Below are 20552 nucleotides of genomic sequence, written 5' to 3'. Positions count from 1 at the left end.
CCACGGCGAAACCTCCAGAAACATTGATAGATTTGTCGGGGGTCCGTTGAGGGTCTGTTAATTGCAATGGTTACCGGCGGCAGGCACGGCCGCATGGTGGACGGGGGGTTAATGGGATCGGGGCGCCCCAAACGATTTCGGCGCCCCGCTTGGCGGAGCGCCGAATGATGTTCGTGATGAGCAGCCGGCCTTACGGCAGCTTCAGCGACGTCTCCGCGTTGTACGGCTTGAGCGTCTCGTCGGCGGCTTTCTGCGCGGCGGCGAGGGCCTCCTTCGGCTGCTTCTTGCCGTTGAGGACCAGCATCACCTCGTCCTCGAGGTTCTTGCGGACGGGGACGGTCTTGTAGGTCGCGAACCACGGCTTGGCGACGTCGAGCTGCTCGACGGCGGTCTTGGCGTCCGGGTTCTTGTTGAGGAAGTCGACCATGTCGGGCGTCTTGTAGGCGGCCATGTTGGGCGCGAAATAGCCGGTGGCGCGGCTCCACCAGCCGCTCTTCTCGGGCGAGGTCATCCACTTGATCAGCGTCCAGGCGGCCTTCTGCTTCTCGGCTTCGAGACCGGCCGGCATGATCAGCGAGGCGCCGCCGATCGGCACGGCGTTGCGGACGTTGTGCGGGATGAAGGCGACCTTGTAGTTGAACTTGGCGTTGTCGCGCACATAGGTGAGCGAGCCCGTCGACAGCATCATCATCGCGGCATTGCCTGAGATGAAGGAGGTGCTGACGGCAGGTCCGGGCGTCGCGCCGGGGGTATGCACCTTGTGCTTATAGATGAGGTCGTTCCACCAGGTCAGTGCGCCGAGCATCGAGGGCGTGTCGTAATATACTTCGCCGCCGAACTCCTCGTTGTAGTAGCGCCCACCATTGCTCATGGTGAGCGTTTCCATCATCCAGCCGCAATAGTCGTAGGCGCAGGGGATCGCGATGCCCCATTGGGTCACCTTGTCACCCTCGCGCTTGGTGAGCTTCTTGGCCCAGTCGGTGAGCTCGGCCCAGGTCTGCGGCGGCTTCTCCGGATCAAGGCCCGCCTCCTTGGCCTTGTCGGCGTTGATGTAGAGCAGCGGCGTCGAATTGTGGAACGGCACGCCGTAGACCGAGCGGTTGATCACCGCGTTGCCCTGCAGCGCGGGGAAGAACTGGCCGAGGAACTGCTCCTTGGTGGTGCCGTCGGCCTTGATCAGGGCATCGAGATTGGTGAGCTCGTTCTCGATCTGCATGTCGAGCAGGAAGTTGGCGGACATGATCACGGCGGACGGCGGCTTGCCGGCCTTGATCGCGGCCCGCGTCTTGATCAGCGTGTCGTCATAGGAGCCGGTGTAGACGGCGGTCGCCTTGATATCAGGGTGGCCTTCGTTGAACTCCTTGATCAGGGTGCCCATGTCGCGCGCGAGCTTGCCGTCGACGGGGACGGGGAAGAACAGATCGATCTCGGTCGGGCCTTCGCCGGCGAGCGCCGGGAAGGCGAGGGCGCTGGCGAACGAGCCAGCCATGGCTAGGCCGAGCATGAGCCTGCGGGAAAACAGCATCGGAAAATCTCCTATTTGATGCCTGAGGTGACGAAAGAGCTGATGAAGCGTTTCTGGAAGATCAGGAAGGTGACGAGCAGCGGCGCGATCACCATCAGCGTGCCGGCGGCGATGGTGCCCCAGGCCTGGGTGCCTTCGGCGGTCTTGGTGAACACCGAGAGGCCGACCGTGAGCGGCCGCTTGTCCGGCGAATTGATCACCATCAGCGGCCACAGGAAGTCGTTCCAGTGGCTGGTCACGGAGATGATGGCGAAGGCCGAGAAGCTCGGCATCGACAGCGGCACGTAGATGTGGCGGATGCGCTGGAGCAGGCTGGCGCCGTCGATCAGAGCCGCGTCCTCCAGCTCGGTCGGAATCGCCTCGAAGGCCTGGCGCATCAGGAAGGTGCCGAAGGCGGAGGCGAAGAACGGCATCATCACGCCGGTGAGCGTGTCGTAGAGCCCGAGCTGCGCCACCAGCGACAGGTTCGGCACGATCAGCAGGACCGGCACCAGCATCAGCTGCATCAGGAACAGGTAGAAGATCGGCGTCTTGCCGACGAAGTTCAGGCGCGCAAAGGCAAAGCCCGCCAGCGTGATCGTGACGAACTGCACCAAGAGGATGCCGGCGCAGATGAACGTGGTGTTGAGCGTGTAGCGCGGAAAGTCGCCGATCTCCCAGGCATCCCTGACGTTGTCGAGCGTCGGCTTCAGGCTCGGCATCAGCTCGGCCATGGCGTTGATGCCGTCGGAGGCCGGACGCAACGTCGCCACGATCATCCACAGGAACGGAATGAGCCAGACGATCGCGAGCAGAACGGTCAGCAGGATGCCGAGCTTTGGCGTGATCTCGCCCCTTGTGGCGAGCGGGGCATCCCTGAACAGGCGGTCGAACAGTTTCATGGCCCGCCCTCGCGGTTCGCCATCGTGCGGAAGGAGAGCGCGGTGAGACCCATCAGCGCGGCGAGCGTCAGCAGCGTCGCGGCCGAGGCCTTGCCGACGTCGTAATGCTCGACCGCCTGCTGGTAGATGTAGAACAGCACGAGGTTGGTCGAGTTGGACGGCCCGCCCTGGGTCATGACGAAGACGTGGTCGACCTGCGTCACCGCGTTGAGCGTGGCGATCACGATGACGAACAGGAAGGTGGGCTTGAGCTCGGGCAGGATGATGTGGCGCAGGCGCCGATACGGCCCGGCGCCGTCGAGATGGGCGGCCTCCATCACGTCCTCGGGCACGGCCTGGAGGCCGGCCAGGAAGAACAGCATGTAATAGCCGGCGTTCTTCCAGATCGTGATGATCATGATCGCGTAAAGCGCAACATCGGGGTCGCCGAGCCAGTTCGGCAGCACTGGCAGCAGGCGGCCGATGTAGTAGTCGAGCAGGCCGACATTGGGCAGGAAGATGAACATGAACAGCGCGGAGGCCGCGACCATCGGGATCAGCACCGGCAGGAACAGCGCGGCGCGCAGCGCACTGCTGACGGCGTTGGTGCGCGCCAGCGCCAGCGCGAACAAGAGCGCCAGCCCAATGCTCGGGATGGCGGTACCGACGGCGTAGACGAGATTGTTGACGACGGCGCCGGTGAAGGCGGGGTCGGCCAGCACCGCGCTGATATTGTCGAGGCCGACGAAGCGGACGGGCGCCTTCGGCGTGGCGCGCTGGTAAAGCGCATCGACGAGCACGCGTCCCATCGCGCCGTAGGTGAACAGCGCGAGGAAGACCAGCGAGGGCAGCAACAGCAGATAGGCAGGCAGCGAAGCTTTGAAGCGGTTCGAGAACCGCTTCAGGACGTCCATGCGCGGTGCCGCCGAGGTCGCGACCGGGAGAGCCGCGGGTTCAGCGAGGCTCATCTCACCGCGCCGCGAACTTGAGCGCATAGTCGCGGCCGTCCATTCCCGCCGGTGGCTCGAAGGGGAAGCGCAGACTCTCGTCGAGGAAGTCGTGGCTGTGCACGACGAGGTTCTCGTCGTCGATCAGCACCACGCCATAAGCGGGCGGCTCGTGGCTGGCCAGATGCGGTGCGCCAGCGTCGAGCTCGAACCAGACCTGATGGTTGGTGCCGCGCAGGGTCGAGAACGGGATCTTGCCGTAGCTGCCGAAGATCGGCCGGTGCACATGGCCGAAGAAGAGGTGGCGGATGCGCGCGCGATAGGGCGCAATCACCTCGGCAAATTCGGCGCTCTGCTTCAACCCGATCTCGTCCATCGCGTGCACGCCCACAGGGAAGGGTGGGTGATGCATGAACACGACGAATTGCTGGTCGGCCGGCGCGGTGGCGAGCGTGCTCGTGAGCCAGTCGAAGCGTTTGGCGCACATCTCGCCGGCGTGGCTGGTCTCGTCCAGCGTGTCGAGGAAGACGAACAGGCCGTGCGCAGTGGTGCGCGTGCCCTGCACGAAGCCGTTGGCATCGCGCGGCGCGGCCTTCAGCGCGTCGAGGCAGATCACGCGTTTGTCGTGATTGCCGACCATGGCGATGTAAGGGATCTTCAGCGCGGACATCGCGTCGGCGAAATTGGCGTAGGATTCAGCCTCGCCCCAATGGGTGAGGTCGCCGGTCACGACCGCAAAAGCCGCATCGGACTGATGCTTGTTGATGTCGGCAATCGCCGCATCCAGCCGGGCGCGCGGGTCGAGGCCATAGAGCGTCGAGCCGGGATTCGCCAGATGCGTGTCGGTGAGATGGATGAATTTGAAGGGCATGGCGCTTGTCAGGGATGTTGGAGAACGGACGTCTCCGGCAAGACGACCCTGACAGGCGGTTAGAGCGCGTGTGTTTCAGTTTGATGACAGCGGTTCCGGCCGACGGGACGTGTCCACATGGCCCGCGGGATAGGAATGGATCGCGCAAGGCGCAATCCGTGCTGTGCATCAATTAGAGATGGTGGGGCGCGGTCGAATCCGCCTCACGTCCCGCAGAACGTCTGCAACACGCGCTGGTCCGGCAGCGGCGGATCAGCATAGGCCGCATACTCCGGCTGGTCTTCGTATGGCTTTGCCAGCACCTTCACCAATTCCTCGAACGGCGCGTAGTCGTCGTCGTTCACCGCGGCCTGGATTACGGCTTCGACGCGGTGGTTGCGCGGGATGAACGTGGGATTGACGGCGTGCATGGCCGCCTGCCGTTCGGCAGGGGCTTGCTGTTCCAGCGCGATGCGGGCGCGCCAGCGGCCGGCCCATTCGTCGAAGGCTGCGGGCTCCATGAATTGCGCGCGGACGTCGGTTGCGTCGTCAGCGACTGCATCGCCGAGCTTGCGGAAGGTGAGCGTGAAGTCTGCCTGGTTCTTGGCCATGGCATCGAGCAGGTCCTGGATCAGCGCCTCGTCGCCATCACGCATCGTGAACAGGCCGACCTTCCTGCGCAGGCCGGCCTGATAGGCGTCGCTGAACAGGTCGGAGAAGGCGCCGAGAATGTCCTGGGCTTCCGCGACTGCCTTCTCCTGCTCGTCCGAGAACAGCGGCAGCAGGCATTCGGCGAGGCGCGTCAGATTCCACAGCGCGATGCGCGGCTGGTTGGCATAGGCGTAGCGGCCCATCTCGTCGATCGACGAAAACACCTGCGCGGGGTTGTAGGCGTCCATGAAGGCGCAGGGGCCGTAGTCGATGGTCTCGCCCGAGATCGACGAGTTGTCGGTGTTCATCACGCCATGGATGAAGCCGACCAGCAGCCAGCGCGCGACGAGCTTTGCCTGGCGTGCGACGACGCCTGCGAGCAGGGCGTGATAGGGCCGCTCGGCCTGCACCAGGTCCGGATAGTGTCTCATGATGACGTGATCGGCGAGCCGGCGGATCGCGTCGGTGTCGCGGCGGGCGGCAAAGAACTGGAAGGTGCCGACGCGGATATGGCTCGAGGCGACGCGCGTCAGCACTGCGCCGGGCAGCGCGGTCTCGCGGATGACATGCTCGCCGGTGACGACGGCGGCGAGCGAGCGCGTGGTCGGGATGCCGAGCGCGAACATGGCTTCGCTGACGATGTACTCGCGCAAAACGGGGCCGAGCGCGGCGCGGCCGTCGCCGCGGCGGGAGAACGGGGTGGGGCCCGAGCCCTTGAGCTGGATGTCGCGGCGGACGCCGTCCTTGTCGATGACCTCGCCGAGCAGGATGGCGCGGCCATCGCCGAGCTGGGACACGAAATGGCCGAACTGGTGGCCGGCATAGGCCATGGCGATGGGGTCGGCGCCGGCGGGAACCGTTTTCCCGGCCAGGATCTCGGCACCTTCAGGCGTGTCCAGCAGGTCCGGATCGAGCCCGAGCTGGACCGCCAGCGGCCGGTTCAGCTTGATCAGCCGGGGGGCGGCGACCGGGGTCGGCGCGACGCGGGCGAAGAAGCTGTCCGGCAGCGCCGAATAGGAGTTCTGGAAGGGGAAATGCACCGTCATGGCCTCAAGATAGGGCTGGAACGCCCGATGGCAAAGGCTCGGCCCCCGATATGCCAAAAATGGGCGCGTCCGGCCCCAAACAGGCCGTTCCCTTGGTTGCCGCCTCGGGTCTCGTCGGGTAAACCCTGCCGCAATCTCGGACCGGCCGTTACAGGCGGTTCGATTCGCTTCCTCCGACATTGATTTTGGGACGACCATGCATCGCTACCGGTCACATACATGCGGCGCGCTCCGCGAGAGCAACATCGGCGAGACCATCCGCCTCTCGGGCTGGGTCCATCGCGTGCGCGACCATGGCGGGGTGCTGTTTATCGACCTGCGCGACCATTACGGCCTGACCCAGTGTGTGGTCGATCCGGACTCGCCGGCATTCTCGCTGGCCGAGAAGCTGCGCTCGGAATTCGTGGTCAAGATGGACGGCAAGGTCCGCCGCCGCCCCGAAGGCACCGACAATGACGATCTGCCGACCGGCAAGGTCGAGGTCTATGTCAGCGAGATCGAGGTGCTGGGCCCGGCCGGCGACCTGCCGCTGCCGGTGTTCGGCGACCAGGAATACCCTGAGGACATCAGGCTCAAATATCGCTTCCTGGATCTACGGCGCGAAAAACTGCACCAGAACATCATGACGCGCGTCGAGATCATCAAGTCGATGCGCCGGCGCATGGAGGGGCAGGGCTTCTTCGAGTTCAACACCCCGATCCTGACCGCGTCCTCGCCGGAAGGCGCGCGCGACTTCCTGGTGCCCTCGCGCATCCATCCCGGCAAGTTCTACGCGCTCCCGCAGGCGCCGCAGCAGTACAAGCAGCTGCTGATGATGTCGGGCTTCGACCGATACTTCCAGATCGCGCCCTGCTTCCGCGACGAGGACCCGCGCGCCGACCGGCTGCCGGGCGAGTTCTACCAGCTCGACGTCGAGATGAGCTTTGTCACGCAGGAAGATGTCTTTGCGGCGATGGAGCCCGTCATCACCGGTGTGTTCGAGGAGTTTGCCAAGGGCAAGCCGGTGAGCAAGAACTGGCGCCGCATCCCGTTCGCAGAGGCGCTGCGGAAGTACGGCAGCGACAAGCCGGATTTGCGCAACCCGATCGAGATGCAGGACGTCTCCGAGCATTTCCGCGGCTCCGGCTTCAAGGTGTTCGCGCGCATGCTCGAAGACCCCAAGAACCAGGTCTGGGCGATCCCGGCGCCGGGCGGCGGCTCACGCGCGTTCTGCGACCGCATGAACTCGTGGGCGCAGGGTGAGGGCCAGCCCGGCCTCGGCTACATCATGTGGCGCGAGGGCGGCGAGGGTGCGGGTCCGCTCGCCAACAACATCGGGCCCGAGCGCACCGCTGCGATCCGCGCCCAGATCGGCACCAAGGAAGGCGATGCCGCCTTCTTCGTCGCCGGCGACCCCGACAAGTTCTGGAAGTTCTCTGGCCTTGCCCGCAACAAGGTCGGCGAGGAGTTGAATCTCACCGACAAGGAGCGGTTCGAGCTCGCCTGGATCGTCGACTTCCCGATGTACGAGTACAACGAGGACGACAAGAAGGTCGACTTCTCGCACAACCCGTTCTCGATGCCGCAGGGCGGCCTCGAGGCGCTGAAGGGCCAGGACCCGCTGACCATCAAGGCGTTCCAGTACGACATCACCTGCAACGGCTACGAGATCGCCTCGGGTGGCATCCGCAACCACGTGCCGGAAGCGATGGTGAAGGCGTTCGAGATCGCAGGCTATGGCGAGCAGGAAGTGGTCGACCGCTTCGGCGGCATGTATCGCGCCTTCCAGTACGGCGCTCCGCCGCATGGTGGCATGGCCGCGGGCGTCGACCGCATCGTGATGCTGCTCTGCGGCACCACTAACCTGCGCGAGATCTCGCTGTTCCCGATGAACCAGCAGGCCATGGACCTGCTGATGGGTGCGCCGTCGGAAGCCACCACAAAACAGCTCCGTGAGCTGCATGTGCGGGTGAACCTGCCGCAGAAGTGAGGGGCTCGTGCCCCGGACGCAGCGCAGCGCTTCTTCAGCGGTGCGCTGCAGAGCCGGGGGCCATGTCGCGGTGAACCGTAGGCATTCTGGATCCCGGCTCTGCGTCGCGCCGCTTGCGCGCTGCGCCGCGTCCGGGACACGAGACTCTGCCTACAACCCCGTCGACGCCTCGATCCTGAACTGCGCCAGCGCGACGATCGGCTCGCTGTTCAGGGCATCCATGAGCTGAAGCAGCGGCAGCTTGCCGAGCGGGGTCAGCTTGATCGTGAGCGTTTGCCCTGACGTCGCGACGAAGCCGGCGAGCGCATCGACCGCAGTCCTGGCATCGAGATTGGAAGCGGCGATCCTCTCGCCTTGCGCCCGGATCATCTCGACGATGGCACCGCGCGCGGCGTCGCGGCTGACATTCTGCATCCGCGAAAACTGCGCCACGACGAGATCGACGACGCCGCTGTCGCGCAGCGAGAGCTCGAACGCACCGGTCTCGACCTGCGCCGCCTGACCCATTGCCTGCGCCGGATCGGCGGTGAACAGGCCGCGCGGCACGTTGGCGAGCGCGAGGCGGGCCTGTGCCGTGGCGAGGTTGCCGAGATCAATCGTGGCCGGCGCGAGCGCAAATGCGCCTGACGATTCCGTCCATGCCGCGCCGAGATCGAGGTCGATCGCGAGCTTGTCCACGCCCGCCATGATCAGCGGCTGCTGCGCTGGATTGGCGGGATCGGTCGGCGTGACCATTTTCACAACCAGATTGGCCTTGCTCGGGATCGATCCGACCAGCTGGCCCCAGTTCAGGCTGATCGTGTCGATGGTGACGAGCTGGCGCGTGTTCTTGTAGGGCGCCACCACACCCTTGATTTCGGCGCCTTCGAGCACGCGGAACAGGCCGAGCATCTGATCGGGCGAGGGCGGCTGACCGGGCGTTCGGAGGCTCGCCGCCCAGCGCATCAGTTTCGCCGCGCTGAAGGACTTCAGAGCGAAGCTCTCCATCTTGATCTGCCCCTGCGGCAGCGGCATGACGAGGCCTTCCAGCGCGATTCTGTCCTGGTCGTATTTGACGGCGTTGAGCCGTCCCGTTCCTTGCGGCGTCTCGACCGTCTGCTTGCCGATTTCGACCTTGCCGATCTGAAAGCCCTCGAAGAAGTCGGACACCTTCGCCATGATGTCGCGCGACTGCGCCTGCGTGGGGGTCGAGCCGTCAGCCGGCACCAGCGCGATGATCTCGGCCGGGCGGAATTTCGAGGGCCGGATCGCAATGTCGTCGAAGGTGAAGCCGTCGACCTGCACGCGCACGCCCGGTGCCGTCGTCACCACATATGAATTGGCGGAGACGCGCCGATAGACCTTGTGGAAACTGTCGTCGGTCGATCCTTGCTGTTCGAGCGCGGCCCTCACGGCGGTTGCGTCGAAATCGTAGGCGGCAAGTCCGGACAGCTCGCCGGTCATTCTCGCGGGCTTGCCCGGCTGCGCCAGGTCGAGCGAATAGGCGACGCGGTCCGTCTTCGCCGTCTCGATCTTGCCGCGGTTGACGTTCTGGACCGACAGGCCCGAATAGACATAATCGCCGCTGCCGGGATTGCCGCTGCCCGCATCGACGTTGACGGCGACGGTCGGCACCACGATCGACGACGCCGAGACGGTGGCGTATTGCGTGAGCATGAAGCGGTACATGTCGACGATCGAGCCGGACAGCGACGTGCCGTCCGCGCGGGTCGGGCCCGAAAAATCGCGGGCGCTGATCTGCGGGATCTTGTAGTTCGCCTTCAGCTTCGACGGTTCGGTATACGCGAAGGCGACCTCGACCCCGGACACTTCAATGCTGTCGGCCGAGAAACGGGCGTCATCCGGCTGGCGCAGGCCGACGGCCGTGACCTTTGCGATCTTGACGTTGGCGAGCCGCGGCTGGCTCGGCTCGACATTGATGTCCTCGATCGTCAGCGTCCGGCTCGCCAGTTCGAACGTGATCTTGCCGTGGCTCGCCTTGCCGCCGCCGGAGCGCACCTGTTCGAAAGCCGCCTCGACGTCGGCGGTGGCCCGGTGCTGGACATAGAGATTGAAGCCGAACCATCCGCCCGCGCCGAGCACGAGGAGTGCGACCAGGCCGACCATGATCCGCTTCATTCTCAGCTCCAGTTGCTGATTTTGCACCGCGCAACCTGCCATATTCGCAAAACGCCGCGCGGTCCAGGTAAAGCTATGGTTTTCAAATATTTGACCGCGCGCCCTGTTGATGGGGGCGCAATCCGATGTTGCCACCGGGGCGCCCGGCGTGCTTCATCCCGTTTCCATGACCCGGAAATTCGGTCCGCTTGGACAGCTCCTTTCGGATCGTGCATTTTGAGGCCGGTAACGCGAGGCGAAACACCGCATGTCGTCCTATTCTGATGATCTCCACCAGGCGGCGCTCGCCTACCATCGTCTGCCGCGCCCTGGAAAGCTCGAGATCCAGGCAAGCAAGCCGCTTGCCAACCAGCGCGACCTTGCGCTGGCCTATTCGCCGGGCGTTGCCGCGGCCTGCACCGAGATCGCGAAGAACCCGGCCGAAGCCGCCACGCTGACCACCCGCGCCAATCTGGTCGCCGTGGTCTCCAACGGCACCGCCGTGCTCGGCCTCGGCAATATCGGCCCGCTGGCCTCCAAGCCGGTGATGGAGGGCAAGGCGGTCCTGTTCAAGAAATTCGCCGGCATCGACGTGTTCGATATCGAGATCGCCGCCGACACCATCGAGCGCGTGGTCGAGACCGTGGCGGCGCTCGAGCCGACCTTCGGCGGCATCAATCTGGAGGACATCCGCGGACCCGAATGTTTCGAGATCGAGGCGCAGCTGAAGGAGCGCATGAAGATCCCGGTCTTCCATGACGATCAGCACGGCACCGCCATCATCGTTGCCGCCGCTGTCACCAACGCCCTGCGACTCAACGGAAAGAAGCTCTCCGACGTCAAGATCGTGGCGTCGGGGGCGGGGGCTGCCGCGATCGCGACGCTCAATCTGCTGGTGTCGATGGGCGCGCAGCGCAAGAACATCTGGGTCTGCGACATCGACGGCCTCGTGCATGAGGGCCGCAACACCACGATGGACCGCTGGAAGGCAGTCTACGCGCAGAAGACCGACAAGCGCACGCTTGGCGACGTCATCGGCGGCGCCGACATCTTCATCGGCCTCTCGGCGCCGGGCGTGCTCAAGCCCGAGATGGCCAAGGCGATGGCCGACAAGCCGTTGATCATGGCACTCGCCAACCCGACCCCGGAGATCATGCCGGAGGAGGCGCGAAAAGTGCGTCCCGACGCGATGATCTGCACCGGCCGCTCCGACTATCCGAACCAGGTCAACAACGTCCTCTGCTTCCCCTTCATCTTCCGCGGCGCGCTCGACGTCGGCGCCAGCGCCATCAATGAGGAGATGAAGCACGCCGCCGTCGAGGCGATCGCCCAACTCGCGCGCGAGGCGCCGTCGGATGCGGTGGCGCAGGGTTTCGACACCGGCGAGACGCAGGGCTTTGGCCCGGGCTCGCTGATCCCGAGTCCGTTTGACCCGCGTTTGATCCTGCGGATCGCGCCGGCGGTGGCGAAGGCGGCGATGGAGTCCGGCGTCGCAACGCGGCCCATCACCAATTTCGACGAATACACCGCGCTGCTCGAACGCTTCGCCTTCCGCTCCGGCCTCGTCATGAAGCCGATGTTCGCCAAGGCCAAGACCCAGCCGGTGCGCGTGATCTACGCCGAAGGCGAGGACGAGCGCGTGCTGCGCGCCACGCAGGTGGTACTGGAGGAGAATTTGGCGCGACCGATCCTGGTCGGCCGTCCCTCTGTGGTCGAGGCGCGCATCAAGCGCTTCGGTCTGTCGATCCGCGCCGGCAAGGATTTCGATCTCGTCAATCCCGAGGACGATCCGCGCTACCGCTCCTACGTGCAGTCCTATGTCGAGGTCGCCGGCCGCCGCGGCGTGACGCCGGACGCGGCGCGCACGGTGGTGCGCACCAACAACACGGTGATCGCCGCGCTCGCGGTGACGCGCGGTGAGGCGGATGCCATGCTCTGCGGCGTCGAGGGCCGCTACATGAGCCATCTGCGCCATGTCCGCGAGATCGTCGGCTTCTCGCCCGGGATCAGCGACTACGCGGCGCTGGCGCTGCTGATCACCAGCAAGGGCGCCTTCTTCATCGCCGACACGCAAGTTCGCCCCAATCCGGGCGCGGAGGAGCTCGCCGAGATCGCATCGCTCGCTGCCGTTCACGTCCAGCGTTTCAACATCAAGCCGAAGATCGCCTTCGTCTCGCATTCGGACTTCGGCAGCTACGACACCGATTCCTCGCGCAAGATGCGGCTGGCGACCCAGCTGTTGAAGGACAAGCATCCGGAGATCGAGGCCGACGGCGAGATGCAGGGCGACACGGCGCTCTCCGCTGCCGCGCGAAAAATGGTGTTGCCGCATTCCAAGCTGGAGGGCGAGGCCAACATCCTGATCATGCCGACGCTGGACACTGCCAACGTCGCCTATCAGATGATCAAGTCGCTGGCGGACGCGCTGCCTGTCGGCCCGATCCTGATCGGCCCGGCGCGCACCGCCCACATCCTCACGCCCTCGGTGACGGCGCGCGGCATCCTCAACATGACGGCGGTCGCAGTCGTCGAAGCGCAGGAGCGCGCGGCCCGGCAGCAGCCGCCGCTGTTTACGTAAGGGCGGCATCGGTGCTTGACCTCGCCCCGCTTGCGGGGAGGGGGCGAATTCGAGCGCAGCAACTCGTCTATTTCGACACTTTGCGTCGGGTCGGAGTCACCGTGCTGGCGGGAGCGGCCTCCGAGATCGAGAACGTCAGCCACGTGTTCCAGCCCGACGGCCGGTTCGCCGCGTCGAACTCGCCGTATCCTTTCAGGCCAAGAAATGCCTGATTGCTGCCGATCGGGAAAATATATCCGACCTGCGGACCGACAGCGAAAACCCGCGAACGGAAGCCGCCGAGAACGGCGGGCTGCCCGGAATCGTCGGTAATCTGCTGATAGGCGTAGCCAACGAAGCCGACGAAGACCTGCTTGGACAGGAACTGCGACACGCCCCAATCCAGATGAAAATCGATACCGCTCTGGTATTGGGTGTCGGGATTCTTGAAATTATAGGTAAAGCCGCCGACGCCCGAGAGCTCCGTGCCCGTCGCCGGGTTCAGATAAGTGTAGCCGCCGCCGAAATCGATGGCCCCATGGCCGATGCCGACATTGGCCAGCCGGTTGGGATTGTAGTCGCCGACGGGAATGTCGCCAGCAGCGTAGGCCATATAGTTGTGAACGCCGTTATTCCATTTCAGCTTAAAGGTCGGATAAAGATCGCCGTAGGAGACGAGCGCGTCTTCGAGAAATCCATTGCGCGTGGTGACGATCGGTCCGGCAGCTGCCGTCAACGTGCCGGCAAGGCTTGCCGAATTTCTACCGTAGACGCTCGCCAGCGTGGCCGACAATTGGCCACCGAGCACGGGCGTCGCAAACGTATAGGTCGGCGCGATGAACATCAGATCGGCCTGGCCACTCAAGGCCAGATTGAGATTGATGTTGACGGTCGGGGACAACCTCCCGACCTGAAATTCCCGTGCCGCAGCAGCCGCCCCCGACGCATTCACGCTTGTATGGTAGTAGATGGCGGCGATCGACCAGCCCGGTGTGGCGGGAGTGGCGGCGAGGCTCCCGTACAATCCCGGCAGCCAGAACGAAATTCCACTCTCGTCGGCACGGGCGATCTGCGAGGAAAGCAACGCAACGGCGGAGGTCGCGAGAACGGCGCTTAGCCGCGGGAATCCGGATCTGTGTGCCGATCTATCGCGTTGCATTGGTCGCCCCCCACGCTCGATCATGATGCCAGTTGATTCCCCAAGGCTTCCCGGCACAACACAAAGAGTGACCGACGGCGTCGATCCATTCCGCCTGAAGCTTTCATGTCACAATCGGCGGCGCGCAATTTCGATGTCGCGCGCCGACCGCTTCTTCAATCGGAAAGGCCCTTCTTCAATACCGCCGCTTTGCGGGCTTGTGCGGCGTCATCGCGATCGGCTCGCTTCATTTCTTTCTGCTCGATGGTCACGGCCTCGATCTTTCCAGTGAACTTGAACGGCACCTTGTAGGCCTCCGTGACCGGGGTGCCTTCGTCGGCACCGACATCGGCGCCTTCATCCGCGGAGAAGATGCAGCATTGGGTCTTGTCGATGCGGCCGGTCGCGATTGGTTTTCCATTGAACAGGATCGTACCGACGCCGCCCTTGCCGATGCCGCCGCCGTCATAGGCGAACTCGAAGCGCAGCGTGCCTTTACCCGCCGGCAGGGCCTGCTTGGCAGCCACCGTATAGCGCTGCAGCCCGAGGAAATTGTAGGTGTAGGTCGGCTTGCCGTCCTTGAGGTAAAGACTCCAGCCCCCGAACCGGCCGGCCTGGGCGATGATCACGCCATTGGCGCCACCCTTTGGGATGTCCAGATCGGCGGTAATGCTGTGCGACTGGTTCTTCAGACTGATGAAGACGTTCTCCGACATGCCGATCATTCCCTGGTGAACGGTCAGCGAGGTTCGGCCGGCCATCAGGTCGGGCCGGCCGACCATCGAGGCGATGACGCGCTCCTCCATCCGATCGTCAAGCGGCAGCACCTGGTACTTGACCGCTTCCTTGAGAAAGAGGCCCTGCATCTCCTTGAGCTTGTCGGGGTTCTTCGCGGCGAGATCGTTGGTCAGGCTGAAGTCTGACCGGGTGTCGTAGAGTTCCCAGACATCCTGTTCGAGCGGTCGTCGCGGCTTGCGTTCCCAGGCAGCCCTGTGAACCGTACCGGCGAGCCAGCCGTCGTTATAGATGGCACGATTGCCGAATATCTCGAAGTATTGGGTAAGATGCGTGCTCGGAGCCTTCGGATCGGCAAAACTATAGAGCATGCTCACGCCTTCGATCGGGGTCTGTGGCGTGCCGTCGACGCTCTTTGGCTCGGGCAGACCGGCTGCTTCAAGAATGGTCGGTGCAATGTCGATGACGTGGTGCCACTGCGAGCGCACCTCGCCCTTGGCCGCAATTCCCTTGGGCCAATGAATGACCATCCCGTTGCGAGTGCCGCCGTAGCTGGACGCAACTTGTTTGGTCCACGTAAAGGGCGTGTCGCCAGCGACCGCCCATCCGGCCGCGTAGTGACCATAGGTCGAAGGGCCGCCGAGTTCGTCGTAATGCTTGAGGATGTCCCGGACGCTTTCGCTGACACCATTGAAATAGGTCATCTCGCTGAACAGCCCGTTCATGCCGCCTTCGGCACTCGCACCGTTGTCGCCGACGACATAGAAGATCAGCGTATTATCGAGTTGACCGGTTGCCTTGACAGCGTCGACCAGCCGACCGATCTCCGTGTCGGCGTACTCGCCAAATCCGGCGAAGACCTCCATCTGCCGCGCGAACAGCTTCTTCTCGTCCGCGTTCAGCGTAGCCCAATCCTTGATTGCCTCGGGCTTCGGGGCCAGCCTTGTGCCGGCGGGTACCACGCCAAGCTTGATCTGTCGCGCCAGCGTTTCCTCGCGCAACGCATCCCAGCCTTGGTCGAACTTGCCCTTGTATTTGGCGATCCATTCCTTCGGGACTTGATGCGGCGCATGCGTCGCGCCCGGTGCGAAGTAGATGAAGAACGGCTTATCCGGGGTCAGCGATTTCTGGTAGCCCACCCAGTCGATCGCCTGGTTGGTCATGTCCGTCATCAGATGATAGTTCGGATCCGTCGACGGCTCGACCTGGGTCATTCCGTCATAGAGCAACGGCGCCCACTGGTTGGTCTCGCCTCCGAGGAAGCCGTAGAATTTGTCGAATCCAGAGCGGGTCGGCCAACGGTCGGTCGGTCCGGACGGGCTCACCTCCCATGCTGCGGTTTCGTGCGATTTGCCGAACGCCGCCGTGCTGTAACCATTGAGTCGCAGCATCTTGGCGAGCGGGGCGACGCTGTCGGGACGCTGCCCGGTCTGTCCGGGAAAAGCAGTCGCGGTTTCCGTGATCGAGCCCATGTTGTTCATGTGATGATTGCGGCCCGATAACAGCGCGGCGCGCGTCGGCGAACAAAGCGCCGTCGTGTGAAACTCGTTGTAGCGCAGTCCCGCATTGGCAAGGCTCTCCACCGTCGGCATGTGGATAGGCCCGCCGAACGCGCTCGACTGGCCGAAGCCCATATCGTCGATCAATACGATAAGCACGTTAGGGGCCCTGGCTGGAGCCTTGACCTCGAACCGCGCCGGAGGCGTTGCGTTGCGAGCGTCGAGCACCGTGCTGTGCGGATATTGAGGTTCGGGAATCGGCAAGTTCGAGCGATCAGTCGGAAGCACGACGCTCGCCGGCGCCGGCTGCTGGGCATTCGCCGGCTCCGCGAGCGCCCCGGCCGAAACGACGCACGTCAAGCTCAGTATGAAGAATGTTCGATGCAAATTCATGGTGAAATGCTCCCCGCATGAAACGTGCGCATCGTACAGCATTGCAGCCGTTGCAGGATTGGGGTTTGATTCACATCAACGCGGCAAGGAGTACAGGAATCATTTGCATCAGCATCACTGACGTGTTCGCAGAGTGGACCGCCCGCAATTGCGAGCGATCTTGTCAGCGCTCGGCGTCCAACTGCGATTGAGCTGCATCAAGACGCAGCTCGACTTAAGGGACCACCTTGGCCATTCCGAAACGAGGGAGGCCAATATGAAGTCCTCAATTGCGTTAGCTGCTGTTCTGGCAACCGCTGGATTCTTGGCCGCGAGCACCGAAAAGGCCGCTGCGGTCGTATACTGTCAATATGTCGAGTATCCCGTCGGCTGCATCGTCAGGCCCGGCGTCGTGCTGCGGCCGCGGCCGGTTGCACGAGCCGTAGTTGCCCCCGGCGTCGGTGCACCGGGCGTTGGAGTGCGGGCCGGAACGCCGATGAATCGTGGCGGTCCCGTGAACCGCGTCGGCAGGCGTTGAGGGCCCCAAGACTCCGATATCAATCATCAGGGCTGTTGGGAGAAAGACGTCATGAAGATTGCACTGCTGTCTTTGGCGATGCTTGGAGGTCAATTGGTGACCCCCGTAAGCGATCGCGTACCGAAGCTCAATGTCGAGGCCACCTGTAAGGCGACCGTCGCAACCGACAAGGCGATGGGCCTGGATCTGGCCCAGTCCTACGACGATTGCATGCGCGATGAGGATGCAGCGCAACAGCAACTGGCTTCCGTTTGGCTGGCCAATTCCGATCAGATCAGAAATCAGTGCGTAGGCGAAGCGACCGCGGGCGGAAGCGATAGTTACGTCGACCTGCTGACGTGCATGCAAATGACAGACCTCGCCAAATCGCTCGCCCCCGCGACCGCTCTCAGAGGCGCCAGCAAGAACCGGAATAAGAAATGAGGCTGCAGGACGCGACGCCGCGCTGGCCGAGACACTTTTGATCCGAGATTTGCTCCTTGACTTGATGATAAGGCGGCCGATCATACGTGCGGCGATCCCGATGCAGGGTGCTCGATCGCCACTTGGCGAGCGTTGAGGGGGCTGTCGTTGGCAGGCAAACGACGGAAATCCCGCACCAAAGCTGGATCACGGAAAATGGCTGCCGGTGGCGCCTCGCTGGCCGGGGCTGCACGAGCTGCCGGCGGCACGTCAGAAGCCATCCTCTCGTCGAAGCGCCATCTCTGGATTGTGACCGTCGGCGCAGTTGCAGCCATCCTCGGTCTAGGTCTCGCTTTCCTCCTTCCCGGCATCAGTGGGCCAACGTCGGAAGCGCCAGCCACATCCGTCGCAACCTATGTCGGCAGCCAAGCCTGCGCCGGCTGCCACCAGGCCGAAGCCAAACTGTGGGACATGTCGCAGCACAAGGCCGCGATGGCGCATGCGACGGACAAGACCGTGCTCGGCGATTTCAACGACAAGAGCCTCGACCATTTCGGCGTGCATTCGCGCTTTTTCCGCGATGACGGAAGATTCATGATCGAGACCGACGGCTCCGACGGCGAGCTGGCCACGTTCGAGGTGAAATACACCTTCGGCGTCGAGCCGCTGCAGCAATACCTGGTCGAATTTCCAGATGGGCGAATTCAGGCCTTGTCACTCGCCTGGGATAGCCGACCGCAAGGGAAGGGCGGCCAACGCTGGTTTCATCTCCATCCCGATGAAGCGATCAAGCACGACGACGTCCTGCATTGGACCAAGCTGAACCAGAACTGGAATTTCATGTGCGCGGAGTGCCACTCGACCGGTCTGCGCAAGCACTACGACGCCGCGACGGATCGCTTCGCGACCACATGGGCGGACATCAGCGTCGGCTGCGAGGCCTGTCATGGACAGGGCTCCACTCACGCAGCCTGGGCGCGGAGCCAGCAGAGCTGGTGGCCGTTTGGCAAGCGTGAGGATTCGAGCAAGGGATTGCTGGTTCGGTTCGACGAACGGCTGAGCGCCACTTGGCCGATCGATCCGCAAAGCGGAAATGCGAAGCGTTCGGCCGCGCCGGCCACGCTGCGAAAGGAGGTCGAGACATGCGGGTTATGCCACGCGCGCCGCGCCGGCTTCAGCGAGGATTGGGTACCAGGTCAGTCGCTGTCCCAGACGCATGTCGTCGAGGCGCTGACGCGGACCACCTATCATGTCGATGGCCAGATCCGCGATGGGGAGGAACCCTATAACTATACGCCGTTCAAGCAGAGCAAGATGTTTGCCGCCGGCGTCACCTGCAGCGATTGTCACGAGCCGCACAGCGCAAAGCTCCGAGTCTCCGGCGAGGGCGTCTGCCTGCAATGCCATGCGTCCGAAAAATATGCTGATGCGAAGCATCGCCATCACGTCAACGTCGATCGGGCGCCGACCTGCATGTCGTGCCACATGCCGTCGCGCACCTATATGGTGATCGACCCACGTCACGATCACGCCTTCCGCGTTCCGCGACCCGATCTTTCGATCAAGCTGGAAACTCCGAACGCATGCAACGACTGCCATAGCGACAAGCCGGCCCAATGGGCCGCCGCCGCGGTCGAACAATGGTTCGGGCCCGACCGGAAGGGTTTCCAGACCTATGGGCCGGCCTTCCGTGCAGCGCACAGCGACCAGGCCGACGCCGCCGCGCTGCTTAGCGTCTTGGCGGCAGACAAGATCGCACCGGCCGTGGCGCGCGCGAGTGCACTCGACGAACTCGCCTCCCGCATCTCTCCTGCGAATCTTGCGACCGCCCGGGAAGGCTTGGCCGATCCCGATCCCATGGTGCGGATCGGAGCTCTGGACATGCTGGAATCCGTGCCCACCAGCCAGATTTGGCCGCTGGCCTCGCCGCTGCTCGTCGATCCCGTGCGTGGGGTGCGGATCAGGGCGGCCTCGCTGCTCGCACCCGTTCCGACTGCAAGCCAGCCGGCACGCGATCGCGCCCACTTTGATAAGGCGGCAGGGGAATTTGTCGCGGCGCAGCGTGCCAACGCCGAACGCCCCGAGGCTCGCACCGCCCTTGGAAATTTCCTCGCCCTGCGCGGCCAGACCGGGGATGCGGAGATCGAGTACAAGTCAGCCCTCAGGATCAGCCCGCAATATGCGACGGCCGCGGTCAATCTGGCTGACCTCTATCGCCAGACCGGTCGCGACGGCGACGGAGAAGCTGTTCTCCGCCGAGCGATTGCAACTTCACCCGCCGACGCGGCCGCGCATCATGCGCTCGGCCTGACCTTGACCCGGCTGAAGCGGCCGGACCAGGCGCTCGCCGAGTTGCGCAGAGCAGCCGAACTGGAGCCGGGTCGCCCGCGCTACGCCTATGTCTACGCCGTGGCGCTGCATTCCGGCGGGCGGGCCGACGAGGCAATGAAGGTTCTGAACGAGGCTCTGAAAAGTCATCGCAACAACAGGGACGTGCTGTCGGCCCTGGTTTCATTCAGCCGCGCGGCCGGCGATGCAAAGGCGGCGCTGGGCTACGCCGAAATGCTCGCGGTCATCACGCCGGAGGATCGGACTCTGGCGGCGTTAATCGGGGAGATCAGGCGCCAGATCGACAGTCCGAACTAGGATGAGGCGCTCCAGGGGATATCTCCGCGAATCGACATGGCGACAGCCATTCGTGGAGACAGCGACTCGCCGTCTCGCCGCTGCCGGCGAGCCCTCCTCCCACAAGGGGAGGGAGGTTCGTGTGCCTTGTCCCGTTGATTTGCTTGCACGTCGTAATTTACACGTTTGTAAACCTCAGGCGGACTCTTCATAATCCCGTCAGCGTCCCGCCCTTAAGCTTTGCCAAGAGGCCGATCATGCCAGCGTTCGTGACTTTCGGGCGGATCCTGTTCGCCGTGCTGTTCATCTACACGGGCGCGACCAAGCTCTTTGCCATCCAGGCGACGGCCGATTTCATTGCCACCAAGGTCGTGGTGCCCGACGTTGTCGCGCCCTACGCCAAGCAGATCGAGACGGCGACTGCCATGACCACGCCGCAACTGCTGGCGATCGCGGTCGGCGGGCTCGAGATCATCGCAGGCCTGATGATCGCACTGAATTTCGGCGCGCGGTTCTTTGCGATGCTGATGATCATCTACGTCGCGGTGGCGACCGTGCTGTTCGATGATTTCTGGAATCAGGCACCGCCCGACAATGCGAAAATGGTGGTCGACGCGCTGAAGAACCTCTCGATCATCGGCGCGTTGTTCATGCTGATGGGATACGGCCGCACCACGCGTCCGGCGGAAGCGGCCTACGGGGATGTGTAGCGATCAATCCGGACGCGGGAGGCGGGTTGGT

14 protein-coding genes are annotated in these 20552 nt (G+C 63.9%); 6 read left to right on the top strand and 8 right to left on the bottom strand.

The window, feature by feature from the left end:
* Positions 1 to 190: 190 nt before the first annotated feature.
* The 5 genes from TSA1_RS07365 to TSA1_RS07345 form a co-directional block, all read right to left on the bottom strand.
* Positions 191 to 1525 carry an ABC transporter substrate-binding protein gene (locus tag TSA1_RS07365; RefSeq protein ID WP_100175773.1) on the bottom strand — a complete coding sequence of 445 codons (1335 nt, stop codon included), beginning with the start codon at positions 1523 to 1525 and terminating at the stop codon, positions 191 to 193.
* 11 nt (positions 1526 to 1536) lie between these two features.
* Positions 1537 to 2406 (bottom strand): carbohydrate ABC transporter permease, encoded by an 870-nt coding sequence (locus TSA1_RS07360; RefSeq protein ID WP_100175772.1) that lies wholly within the window; start codon positions 2404 to 2406, stop codon positions 1537 to 1539.
* The gene (locus tag TSA1_RS07355) at positions 2403 to 3353 is read right to left on the bottom strand and encodes a carbohydrate ABC transporter permease (protein ID WP_174718794.1); all 951 of its coding nucleotides are present in this window, start codon (positions 3351 to 3353) and stop codon (positions 2403 to 2405) included. Before TSA1_RS07355 ends, TSA1_RS07360 begins: the two co-directional genes overlap by 4 nt.
* A 1-nt stretch (position 3354) precedes the next feature.
* A complete protein-coding gene (locus TSA1_RS07350) occupies positions 3355 to 4203 on the bottom strand; it encodes a phosphodiesterase (protein ID WP_100175770.1) in 849 nt (282 codons plus the stop codon).
* Positions 4204 to 4406: 203 nt separating this feature from the next.
* Positions 4407 to 5879: a protein adenylyltransferase SelO gene (locus tag TSA1_RS07345; RefSeq protein WP_100175769.1), complete on the bottom strand. Its 1473-nt coding sequence runs from the start codon at positions 5877 to 5879 to the stop codon at positions 4407 to 4409.
* Positions 5880 to 6075: 196 nt separating this feature from the next.
* On the opposite strand from TSA1_RS07345, the gene aspS reads away from it, so the two are divergent.
* Positions 6076 to 7848 (top strand): aspartate--tRNA ligase, encoded by a 1773-nt coding sequence (aspS, locus tag TSA1_RS07340; protein ID WP_100175768.1) that lies wholly within the window; start codon positions 6076 to 6078, stop codon positions 7846 to 7848.
* A gap of 150 nt (positions 7849 to 7998) precedes the next feature.
* On the opposite strand, the gene TSA1_RS07335 is transcribed toward aspS, so the two are convergent.
* Positions 7999 to 9966, bottom strand: coding sequence for a hypothetical protein (locus TSA1_RS07335; protein WP_100175767.1), 1968 nt, complete (start codon positions 9964 to 9966; stop codon positions 7999 to 8001).
* Between the two features lie 247 nt (positions 9967 to 10213).
* On the opposite strand from TSA1_RS07335, the gene TSA1_RS07330 reads away from it, so the two are divergent.
* Positions 10214 to 12523: an NADP-dependent malic enzyme gene (locus TSA1_RS07330; RefSeq protein ID WP_100175766.1), complete on the top strand. Its 2310-nt coding sequence runs from the start codon at positions 10214 to 10216 to the stop codon at positions 12521 to 12523.
* Between the two features lie 67 nt (positions 12524 to 12590).
* Here TSA1_RS07330 and TSA1_RS07325 read toward each other — a convergent pair whose 3' ends face one another.
* Positions 12591 to 13661: a SphA family protein gene (locus tag TSA1_RS07325; RefSeq protein WP_100175765.1), complete on the bottom strand. Its 1071-nt coding sequence runs from the start codon at positions 13659 to 13661 to the stop codon at positions 12591 to 12593.
* A 155-nt stretch (positions 13662 to 13816) separates the two neighbouring features.
* Complete coding sequence (locus TSA1_RS07320) at positions 13817 to 16033, bottom strand: arylsulfatase (RefSeq protein ID WP_245448142.1); 2217 nt, start codon at positions 16031 to 16033, stop codon at positions 13817 to 13819.
* A 490-nt stretch (positions 16034 to 16523) separates the two neighbouring features.
* Between TSA1_RS07320 and TSA1_RS40585 the strand changes: the two genes are divergently transcribed.
* The 4 genes from TSA1_RS40585 (at position 16524) to TSA1_RS07300 (ending at position 20521) form a co-directional block, all read left to right on the top strand.
* Positions 16524 to 16784 carry a hypothetical protein gene (locus tag TSA1_RS40585; protein WP_100181016.1) on the top strand — a complete coding sequence of 87 codons (261 nt, stop codon included), beginning with the start codon at positions 16524 to 16526 and terminating at the stop codon, positions 16782 to 16784.
* A gap of 51 nt (positions 16785 to 16835) precedes the next feature.
* Positions 16836 to 17207, top strand: a complete 372-nt coding sequence (locus TSA1_RS07310) for a hypothetical protein (RefSeq protein ID WP_100175763.1) — start codon at positions 16836 to 16838, stop codon at positions 17205 to 17207.
* A gap of 195 nt (positions 17208 to 17402) precedes the next feature.
* Positions 17403 to 19832 carry a tetratricopeptide repeat protein gene (locus TSA1_RS07305; protein ID WP_100175762.1) on the top strand — a complete coding sequence of 810 codons (2430 nt, stop codon included), beginning with the start codon at positions 17403 to 17405 and terminating at the stop codon, positions 19830 to 19832.
* 236 nt (positions 19833 to 20068) lie between these two features.
* Positions 20069 to 20521: a DoxX family protein gene (locus tag TSA1_RS07300; RefSeq protein WP_100175761.1), complete on the top strand. Its 453-nt coding sequence runs from the start codon at positions 20069 to 20071 to the stop codon at positions 20519 to 20521.
* Positions 20522 to 20552: the final 31 nt, after the last annotated feature.

It is taken from the genome of Bradyrhizobium nitroreducens (assembly GCF_002776695.1).
Classification (GTDB): domain Bacteria; phylum Pseudomonadota; class Alphaproteobacteria; order Rhizobiales; family Xanthobacteraceae; genus Bradyrhizobium; species Bradyrhizobium nitroreducens.
Note: the sequence above shows the minus strand (reverse complement) of the source record. Positions and strands in the feature narration are given on the sequence as shown.

What these genes read in the sequence shown, in the direction of transcription:
- TSA1_RS07365 (WP_100175773.1), bottom strand. Translation starts at nt 1,525, where the DNA reads ATGCTGTTTTCCCGCAGGCTCATGCTCGGCCTAGCCATGGCTGGCTCG.
- TSA1_RS07360 (WP_100175772.1), bottom strand. Translation starts at nt 2,406, where the DNA reads ATGAAACTGTTCGACCGCCTGTTCAGGGATGCCCCGCTCGCCACAAGG.
- TSA1_RS07355 (WP_174718794.1), bottom strand. Translation starts at nt 3,353, where the DNA reads ATGAGCCTCGCTGAACCCGCGGCTCTCCCGGTCGCGACCTCGGCGGCA.
- TSA1_RS07350 (WP_100175770.1), bottom strand. Translation starts at nt 4,203, where the DNA reads ATGCCCTTCAAATTCATCCATCTCACCGACACGCATCTGGCGAATCCC.
- TSA1_RS07345 (WP_100175769.1), bottom strand. Translation starts at nt 5,879, where the DNA reads ATGACGGTGCATTTCCCCTTCCAGAACTCCTATTCGGCGCTGCCGGAC.
- aspS (WP_100175768.1), top strand. Translation starts at nt 6,076, where the DNA reads ATGCATCGCTACCGGTCACATACATGCGGCGCGCTCCGCGAGAGCAAC.
- TSA1_RS07335 (WP_100175767.1), bottom strand. Translation starts at nt 9,966, where the DNA reads ATGAAGCGGATCATGGTCGGCCTGGTCGCACTCCTCGTGCTCGGCGCG.
- TSA1_RS07330 (WP_100175766.1), top strand. Translation starts at nt 10,214, where the DNA reads ATGTCGTCCTATTCTGATGATCTCCACCAGGCGGCGCTCGCCTACCAT.
- TSA1_RS07325 (WP_100175765.1), bottom strand. Translation starts at nt 13,661, where the DNA reads ATGCAACGCGATAGATCGGCACACAGATCCGGATTCCCGCGGCTAAGC.
- TSA1_RS40585 (WP_100181016.1), top strand. Translation starts at nt 16,524, where the DNA reads ATGAAGTCCTCAATTGCGTTAGCTGCTGTTCTGGCAACCGCTGGATTC.
- TSA1_RS07310 (WP_100175763.1), top strand. Translation starts at nt 16,836, where the DNA reads ATGAAGATTGCACTGCTGTCTTTGGCGATGCTTGGAGGTCAATTGGTG.
- TSA1_RS07305 (WP_100175762.1), top strand. Translation starts at nt 17,403, where the DNA reads ATGGCTGCCGGTGGCGCCTCGCTGGCCGGGGCTGCACGAGCTGCCGGC.
- TSA1_RS07300 (WP_100175761.1), top strand. Translation starts at nt 20,069, where the DNA reads ATGCCAGCGTTCGTGACTTTCGGGCGGATCCTGTTCGCCGTGCTGTTC.